General features: G+C 70.1%; 6 protein-coding genes. 5 read left to right on the forward strand and 1 reads right to left on the reverse strand.

The window, feature by feature from the left end:
* The first annotated feature begins 32 nt into the window (after nt 1-32).
* The 3 genes from bioA to bioD are packed head-to-tail and all read left to right on the forward strand — an operon-like array spanning nt 33 to nt 3,384.
* Nucleotides 33-1,400, forward strand: coding sequence for an adenosylmethionine--8-amino-7-oxononanoate transaminase (gene bioA / locus B3I25_RS09405; protein WP_286738744.1), 1,368 nt, complete (start codon nt 33-35; stop codon nt 1,398-1,400).
* Nucleotides 1,397-2,671, forward strand: coding sequence for an 8-amino-7-oxononanoate synthase (locus tag B3I25_RS09410; RefSeq protein WP_206478740.1), 1,275 nt, complete (start codon nt 1,397-1,399; stop codon nt 2,669-2,671). Before bioA ends, B3I25_RS09410 begins: the two co-directional genes overlap by 4 nt.
* The gene (gene bioD, locus B3I25_RS09415) at nt 2,668-3,384 is read left to right on the forward strand and encodes a dethiobiotin synthase (protein ID WP_064846517.1); all 717 of its coding nucleotides are present in this window, start codon (nt 2,668-2,670) and stop codon (nt 3,382-3,384) included. The genes B3I25_RS09410 and bioD overlap by 4 nt, the downstream gene beginning before the upstream one ends.
* Nucleotides 3,385-3,404: 20 nt before the next feature.
* Here the strand turns inward: bioD and B3I25_RS09420 are convergent, their stop codons facing one another.
* Nucleotides 3,405-4,931 carry a gluconokinase gene (locus B3I25_RS09420; RefSeq protein ID WP_286738745.1) on the reverse strand — a complete coding sequence of 509 codons (1,527 nt, stop codon included), beginning with the start codon at nt 4,929-4,931 and terminating at the stop codon, nt 3,405-3,407.
* Between the two features lie 265 nt (nt 4,932-5,196).
* On the opposite strand from B3I25_RS09420, the gene ilvD reads away from it, so the two are divergent.
* Together ilvD and B3I25_RS09430 are read left to right on the forward strand one after the other, a co-directional pair.
* Nucleotides 5,197-7,035 (forward strand): dihydroxy-acid dehydratase, encoded by a 1,839-nt coding sequence (gene ilvD, locus B3I25_RS09425; RefSeq protein ID WP_064846519.1) that lies wholly within the window; start codon nt 5,197-5,199, stop codon nt 7,033-7,035.
* Between the two features lie 40 nt (nt 7,036-7,075).
* Nucleotides 7,076-8,712 (forward strand): amino acid permease (locus B3I25_RS09430; protein WP_286738746.1); only part of this gene is annotated, 1,637 nt, incomplete at its 3' end.

Here is an 8,712-nt window from a genome sequence, read left to right on the forward strand (position 1 = left end):
GCGGGGAGGCTTCTTGCCCCGCCGCGGGTGCCGTGGCAGAGACGGCAGAACAGGGTGACAACGCCGTGGAGCCCACCCGCCTCGCCGCTCGTGACCGCGGGCTGCTCTGGCACCCCTACGCACCGCTGGACGGGCCCGCACCCCACGCGGTGCTGGCCGCGGAGGGCGTGACCCTGACCCTGGAGACCCCTGAGGGGGACCGGATCCGGGCGATCGATGGCATGGCCTCGTGGTGGTGCGCCGTGCACGGCTACCGCAACCCGGAGCTGGACCGCGCCGCCGTGGACCAGATCACCGAGTTCTCCCACGTGATGTTCGGGGGGCTCACGCACCGCCCGGCCGTAGAACTCGCGGAGCTGCTGGTGGAGGTCACCCCGCCCGAGCTGCAGCACGTGTTCTTCGCAGACTCGGGCTCCGTGAGCGTGGAGGTCGCGCTGAAGCTCGCGGTGCAGTACCAGGCGGCCCTCGGACGACCGGAGCGCCGTCGCATCCTCACGGTGCGCGGCGGCTACCACGGGGACACCACTGGCGCCATGAGCGTGTGCGACCCCGAGGGCGGGATGCACGCCGAATTCTCCGGGCTGGTGGCGGAGCAGCTGTTCGTGGCACCGCCTCCCGCGGCGTCGTCGTCGGGGGAGGATCACGAGTGGGTGGGGTCGGACGAGGACGTCGCGCGGTGGATCGCGGACGTGCGCGCCACGGCCCGGGCGCACCGGGACGAGCTCGCGGGCGTCATCGTGGAGCCCGTTCTGCAGGGAGCCGGCGGGATGCGCACGTACGACCCGCGCTGTCTGCGAGCCCTGCGGGAGGTCGCGGACGAGCTGGACCTCGTGCTCATCGCGGACGAGATCGCCACGGGGTTCGGACGCACCGGGCGGTGGTTCGCGTGCGAGTGGGCCGGGGTGGTCCCGGACGTGATGTGCGTGGGCAAGGCCCTGACCGGCGGATACATGACCCTCGCCGCTGTGCTGGTGTCCGGATTCGTGGGAACGGTCATCACGGCGTCACCGCAGCGTGCGCTCATGCACGGGCCCACGTTCATGGCCAACCCGCTCGCGTGCGCGGTGGCCCTGCAGTCCGTGCGGATGCTCCGGGACACGTGGCGCCGGGACATCACCCGACTGGAAGCCGCCTTCCGGGAGATCCTCCCCGCGGCCGCCGAACTCGACGCGGTAGAGGACGTGCGGGTGATCGGCGGGGTGGGTGTCGTGGAATTCCATCGGGCCCCGGACAATGCACGGTTGACGCGCGCAGCCCTCGAGCACGGTGTGTGGGTGCGGCCCTTCGGTCGGTTGCTCTACGCGATGCCGCCCTACATTTGTTCGGACGACGACGCCCGCCGCATCGCCCACGCCGTGGTGCACGCGGCCCGGGACGTGACAAGGGAGGCCGGAGCATGAACGCGCACACGGAAGCGGCCGCGGCCGGAACCGCCGCGGGACCCCTTGACGATTGGCTTCACGACCGGGCGCGGGAACGCGACGAACTGGGACTGCGGCGTGAACTGCGGCCCATGCGAGGGCCGTGTGTGGACCTCGCGTCCAACGACTACCTGGGCCTGTCGCGGGACCCCCGCGTCGTGGCCGCGGCGCACCGCGCACTGGACGGGTACGGGGCCGGTTCACGGGCGTCGCGGCTCGTCACGGGCACATTGCCCGTGCACGAGGAGCTCGAGCGCGCCCTGTGCGAGCTCACGGGTCAGCCCGCGGCCCTGGTCTTCTCGAGCGGGTACGCGGCGAACACGGGTGTGCTCACGGCGTTGGGAGATGTGGACACCCTCATCGTCTCGGACGCCCACGTGCACGCCTCCCTCGTGGACGGTGCCCGGTTGTCCCGCTCGCCCGTGCGGATCGCGCGGCACTCGGACGTGGCCCACGTGGAGCAGCTGCTGGCGGAGCGGTCGCAGTCGCGGGCGATCGTCGTCGTCGAATCCTTGTACTCGGTGTGGGGGGATCGCGCACCGCTCGAGGCGCTGGCGCGGGTGTGTCGCGCGCACGATGCGTTGTTACTCGTGGACGAGGCCCATGGGATCGGGGTCGCCGGCCGTGGTCGCGGGCTCGTGCACGAACTCGGTCTCGCGGGCGCGCCGCACGTGGTCCTGACCGTGACGCTGTCCAAGGCGCTCGGCGCGCAGGGCGGGGCGGTGCTCGGGTCCGAGCTGCTGCGCGACCACCTGCTCAACCGTGCGCGCCCGTTCGTGTACGACACCGCCCTCGCACCGGCGAGTGCCGCGGCCGCCGCGGAGGCCGCCCGGATCGTCCTCGGGCGGCCCGAGCTTGCGGACCGGTTGCACGAGCGCGCGGCCTTCGTGGCCCGCGCGCTGGACGTGCCTCTCGCGCAGGCTGCGGTGCAGTCGGTGCCCGTGGGATCGGCGGAACTCGCCGTGGACGCCGCCCGGACCCTGCGTGAGCGTGGGGTGGCGGTGGGATGCTTCCGCCCGCCGTCGGTGCCGGACGGCATCAGCAGGCTGCGTCTCACGGCGCGCGCGAACATGGAATTACAAGAATTGTCAGGGGCGGTGGATCGGGTGCGGGAGGTTCTGCGCGCTCTGGAGCCGTCCACGCCGGGAATGGGCGCCGGCCTCGGCCGGATCGCGCCGTCGCGACCCGTTCCGGCCCCGGGCTCCGGCGCCGATAGAGGTACGCCATCCGTCCAGGAGGTCACCGCATGACTCACAACCCACTCGCCCATGCGCCCCTTCCCCGTATCACCATCGTCACGGGGACGGACACGGACGTGGGCAAGACCTACACGACCGCGGCGCTCGCGGTGGCCGCATGGTCCTCCGGAGTCCAACGGATCGCGGTCTACAAGCCCCAACAGACAGGCGTGCGCGGGGACGATCCGGGGGACGTTGACGACGTCGCTCGGCTGGCTCATACCGTCGGCGTGCCGTCCGCGGCGCTCACCGTGGCGGAGGGACAGCGGCTCACCGAGCCCATGGCCCCGCCTCCCGCGGCGGCGATCGACGGGGTGGACCTTCTGTCGATCACCGCGCACGTGGAGCGGGTCATGGAATTACAGGAATCCCACGACCTCGTGCTGGTGGAGGGCAGCGGGGGAGTGCTCGTGGAACTGGACGGGCAGCAGCACACGATCGCGGATCTGGCGCGGGAGCTGCAAGGCCGCGCGGGGGAGGACGTCGGGACGGTCGTGGTGACCCGCCCGGACCTGGGAACCCTGAACCACACCCTGCTGACCCTGGAGGCCCTGCACCACCGGGGCGTGCGGGTGTCGGGGGTCGTGCTGGGATCCTGGCCGGCTCACCCCGATCCGGTGCAGGAATCCAATCGGGACTACCTGGCGGACCTGCCGGATGTGAGCGGCCACCACATCCCCCTACTGGGCGCGGTCCCCGCGGGATGGAACGTCGGCGTGAGCTGAAGACGGCACATGGACGGGGCTCACGAGCCCTCCACCGCCGGCCCGTAGAGCCGCTCGAAACGGTCGTGGACACCCCGGTAGTACTCCTGCGCGGAATCGCGAGGGGTGTACGTCCCCGCGGGTTCCGGGGATGAGCACTCCACGTCCGGTGCGAGTGACTCCAGCATGAGCAGGGCATTGCCGCGGCACGTGGACCGCTTGATGGTCTGGTGGATCACGGGGGTGCCCAGGTAGTCGCCCAGGATCTGCAACCAGGACGGCAACTCCTGGGTGACCCGGCCCGCCGCCACGATCCGCTCCACGTCCGTGGCGGCCCGTTCCAGCTCGTCCGACACCCTCCGGTAGGAACCAGCGATCCCCTCCAGCATCCCGCGCGCCATAGCGGAGGCATCCGTGGACGCTGACACATCTGCGAACACCGCCCGCGCACTGCCCGCCCACCCGGTGGAGCGTTCGCCGGTCAGGAAGGGGAGCACCCCGGGGGTGTCGGGGGAGGGATCCGCGGCGGCGATCTCGTCGAGTACGACGCCGTCGAGCGCGAGGGTGTCGAGCAACCAGCTCACGGCGCGGCCCACGTCGTTGAGGGCGCCGCCCAGCAGGCACCGGGAGGAGTCAATGCGGTAGCACCACAGCCCCGGCGGGATGTCCTGGGGGCGGTGGTGCAGCAGGACCCGCATGGCGCCGGAGGTCGCCGCAGACGCGACGATCGTGTGCTCGTCCGATCCGCCCACCCCCAGGTTGGCGCACAGCCCGTCCGCCACGGGCGCGAACCACTGCGCGTCCGCGAGCCCCTGCCAACGCGCGGTGCGATCGGGATCCACGTCCGGCAGCGGCTCGTGGGGTTCGAGGACCGGGGAGAGCGCGTCCGCGGTGATGCCGGCGGCCTTGAGCATCCGCCGATCCCAGTTGCCCGAACGGCGGTTGAGCAGCCCCGTCCACGCGGCGGTCGCGGTACCCGCGGCGGTGGTGCCGAGCAGACGCAACCACACGTACTCGCCGATGCTCAGCCAGCGCTCTGCGGCCTCGAAGTCCTCGGGGCGCGTTTCCGCGAGCCACCGGAACCGCGGGGCCAGGTAGCTCGTGTGCAGGCGCGCGCCCACGGTCTGCTGGACCTGCCGTTCGTCGAGTTCCTCGCGCATTTGTTTCAGCTGCGGCGCGCACCGTGAGTCGGCGTACGTGAAGCATTCGGTCACGGGGTCACCCTTCGCGTCCACACCCACCAGGGAGGACGCGAAGGAGTCCAGGCCGACGCCGCGCACCCGCCCCGCGAGCTCCTTCCGGTCGCACACCACGTCCAGGATCTCGCGGATCTCGTCCACCACCTGGTCCGGGTCGATCACGGAGGTGCCGTCCGCCGCGGTGGTGAACGCGTGGGGGATCTTGTGGCGGTACCCGCGCACGGGTGTCCCGGTGGCGTCATGCACGGAGCCGCGCGTGGCGGTGGAGCCGATGTCCAGGGTCATCACCAGGGGGTTCTGCGCCCGGTCCAGTTCCACGGCGAAGTCCACGCCGTCGTCCATGCACGGTGTGTTCTTGTGCTTGCCCATCTGCGTCTTGCTCCCTCGCGGTTGTGCCGTCCTCCCAGTCTAGGGACGGGCCCGGTGCGCGCTCGGCGGACGACGGCGCCGGGGTCCGGGGCGCGCGGGACGGACGGCGGCGTCGTCGTCCCCTCGTCCCGAATGGTGAGACTGCTGTCTGCTATGTGAAAACTGTGTCGGGGTCACGCGTATCCTGGAGGGAACACTTTTTGCCGGGAGAACGGCGCATTTCGCCTCGTCCACATCCCGGTCCAGCCTTCGGGAAGGGGTCACAGTGCCGCAGCTACGTTCAGCAACGTCCACCACCGGTCGGAACATGGCGGGTGCCCGCGCCCTCTGGCGCGCCACCGGCATGGGCAGCGAAGACTTCGGCAAGCCGATCATCGCGATCGCGAACTCCTTCACGCAATTCGTCCCCGGTCACGTGCACCTGAAGAACATGGGGGAGCTCGTGGCCTCCGCGGTGCGCGAGGCCGGAGGCGTGGCCAAGGAGTTCAACACCATCGCCGTGGACGACGGCATCGCCATGGGCCACGACGGCATGCTGTACTCCCTGCCCTCCCGGGACATCATCGCCGACTCCGTGGAGTACATGGTCAACGCGCACTGCGCGGACGCCCTGGTGTGCATCTCCAACTGCGACAAGATCACCCCCGGCATGCTCATGGCCGCGCTGCGCCTGAACATCCCCGTGGTCTTCGTCTCCGGCGGCCCCATGGAATCCGGCGAGGGCGTGGAGGGCGTGGTGGAGCACCGCGTGGACCTCGTGGACGCCATGGCCCTGGCCGTGGACGAGTCCGTCACGGACACGCAGCTGGCCCAGATCGAGGAGAACGCGTGCCCCACGTGCGGTTCGTGCTCCGGGATGTTCACCGCCAACTCCATGAACTGCCTGACCGAGGCGCTGGGTCTGTCCCTGCCCGGCAACGGCACCACGCTGGCCACGCACGTGAACCGCAAGCGGTTGTTCCTGGAGGCCGGGCGGCGGATCGTGGAATCCGCCAAGCGCTATTACGAGCACGACGACGACTCCGTGCTGCCCCGCAACATCGCGACCAAGGCGGCGTTCCGCAACGCCATGGCCCTGGACATCGCCATGGGTGGGTCCACCAACACGGTGCTGCACATCCTGGCCGCCGCGCAGGAAGCCGAGGTGGACTTCAATCTCTCGGACATCGACGCGCTGTCCCGGAAGGTCCCGTGCCTGGCCAAGGTGGCGCCGAACTCCACCAAGTATCACATCGAGCACGTCCACCGGGCGGGCGGCATCCCCGCGATCCTGGGTGAACTGCGGCGCGGCGGGCTGCTGAACGAGGACGTCCACACCGTCCACTCGCAGACCATGGGCGAGTGGCTGGACGAGTGGGACATCCGCTCGGGCAAGGCATCCGACGCCGCCAAGGAGTTCTTCCTGGCGGCACCGGGCGGCGTGCGCACCACCCAGGCGTTCTCGCAGGCCAACGAGTACGAGGACCACGACGTGGACGCCGCCGAGGGCTGCATCCGCTCCGTGGAGCACGCCTACACCAAGGAGGGTGGGCTCTGCGTGCTGTTCGGCAACATCGCCGAGGACGGCGCGGTGATCAAGACCGCCGGGATCGACCCCGACCTGTTCCACTTCACCGGCCGGGCCTTCGTGGTGGAGTCCCAGGACGAGGCCGTGCACGAGATCCTCTCCAAGAACGTGAAGGAGGGGGACATCGTCGTCATCGCCTACGAGGGACCCAAGGGCGGACCGGGCATGCAGGAGATGCTGTACCCCACGAGCTACCTCAAGGGCCTGGGGCTCGGCAAGAAGTGCGCGCTCATCACGGACGGCCGCTTCTCCGGGGGCACCTCCGGGATCTCGATCGGCCACATCTCCCCGGAGGCAGCGGCCGGCGGTGCCGTGGGTCTCATCGAGCACGGTGACGAGATCGAGATCGACGTGGAGAACCGCGTGCTGCGGGTCAACGTGGACGACGCCGAGCTCGCGCGCCGTCGCCAGGAGAAGGGTGACGCCCCCTGGAAGCCCACCAAGCCGCGTGAACGTCGCGTGTCCAAGGCGCTGCGGGCGTACGCTTCCATGGTGACCTCCGCGGACAAGGGCGCAGTGCGCGTCGTGGAGGACTGAGGACGGTCCCACCCGGGCGGTCAGGACGAAGGGAACAGATATGTCCCAGAACGGCCCGCGGTTGACCGAGGTCCAGGAGAAACACGTCCTGCAGCGGCGCTTCGAGGACGAGACGGCGGGGTTCCACAAGGGGCTGGGCGCCCGCCAGTTGCAGATGATCGCGATCGGCAGCGCGATCGGGACCGGGCTGTTCCTGGGCGCCGGTGGCCGGTTGGAGCAGGCCGGTCCGTCCCTGTTCCTGCTGTACGCGGTGTGCGGTTTCTTCGGCTACCTGATCCTGCGCTCACTGGGCGAACTCGTGGTGCACCGGCCGTCCTCCGGCTCGTTCGTCTCCTACGCCCGTGAGTTCTACGGCGAGAAGGCCGCGTACGTCTCCGGGTGGTTGTATTGGCTGAACTGGGCCATGACGGCGGTCGCGGACGCCACGGCCATCGCGATCTACATCAAGTGGTTCGGTCAGTACAGCGCGTTCGTGGCGGGGATCCCGCAGTGGATCCTCGCATTGATCGTGGTGGTCCTAGTGGTGTCGCTGAACCTGGTCTCGGTCAAGGTGTTCGGCGAGCTGGAGTTCTGGTTCTCTCTGATTAAGGTCCTGGCCCTGGTGGTCTTCCTGGTCATCGGCACGTTCTTCGTGCTGTTTGGCACGCCCACCGGTTCCGAGGTGGGGTTCTCCCTGATCCGGGACAACGGGGGCCTCTTTCCGTCCGGCGTGCTGCCGGCGCTCATCGTGGTGCAGGGTGTGGTGTTCGCGTACGCCGGCATCGAGCTCGTGGGCACCACGTCCGGGGAGACCCGCAACGCGGAGAAGGTCATCCCCCGGGCCATCAACACGGTGATCCTGCGGATCGCGGTGTTCTACGTGGGCTCCGTCCTGCTGTTGTGCCTGCTGTTGCCCTACACCGCCTACAGCGCCACCGAGAGCCCGTTCGTCACGTTCTTCTCGTCCATTGGCGTGGACGCGGCGGGGCCCATCATGCAGCTCGTGGTGATCACCGCGGCGCTGTCCTCGCTCAACGCAGGCCTCTATTCCACCGGGCGCATCGTCCATTCCATGGCGCAGGCCGGTTCCGCCCCGAGGTTCACGGGCAAGCTGTCCGCGTCCGGTGTGCCCTACGGCGGCATCCTGTTGACCGCCGGGGTGGCCGTGCTCGGCGTGGGGCTGAACTTCGTGGTCCCGGAGCAGGCGTTCGAGATCGTGCTGAACCTCGCGGCACTGGGCACCATGGCGGGCTGGGCCGCGATCTCGCTGTCCCACCAGCGATACGTCTCCCTGGCGCGGAAGGGCTTCTACAACCGCCCGACCTACCGGGCACCGCTGGCGCCGTTCACCAACTGGCTGACCATGTTCTTCCTCGCGGGGGTCCTTGTGCTGATGGCTGTGGACTACCCCGTGGGCACCTTCACCCTGGCGTCCTCCCTGGTGCTGATCCCGGTCCTGGTGATCGGGTGGTTCATGGTGCGGGGCAGGGTGCGCGAGATCGCCGCCGAACGCGAGGGCTTCACGGGGGCGTTCCCGGTGCTCGCGGAGCGGCCCGCGGTGGGCGCGTTCCGCCCGGTGGGCCGGGAGAACTCCACGGGTTCCGGGTCCACCACGTCCACGGCGTCCCTGCATCGGGCCCCGGGGCCGGGTTCCACCGACGGTGCCCCGACGCCGCCCCCGGGGCACCAGGGCCCGGG

The organism is Kocuria sp. UBA1838 (genome assembly GCF_002338785.1).
Lineage (GTDB): Bacteria > Actinomycetota > Actinomycetes > Actinomycetales > Micrococcaceae > Kocuria > Kocuria marina.

Excerpts from the sequence above, each read along its gene's own strand:
- B3I25_RS09410 (WP_206478740.1), top strand. The coding sequence starts at position 1,397 with ATGAACGCGCACACGGAAGCGGCCGCGGCCGGAACCGCCGCGGGACCC.
- bioD (WP_064846517.1), top strand. The coding sequence starts at position 2,668 with ATGACTCACAACCCACTCGCCCATGCGCCCCTTCCCCGTATCACCATC.
- B3I25_RS09420 (WP_286738745.1), bottom strand. The coding sequence starts at position 4,931 with ATGGGCAAGCACAAGAACACACCGTGCATGGACGACGGCGTGGACTTC.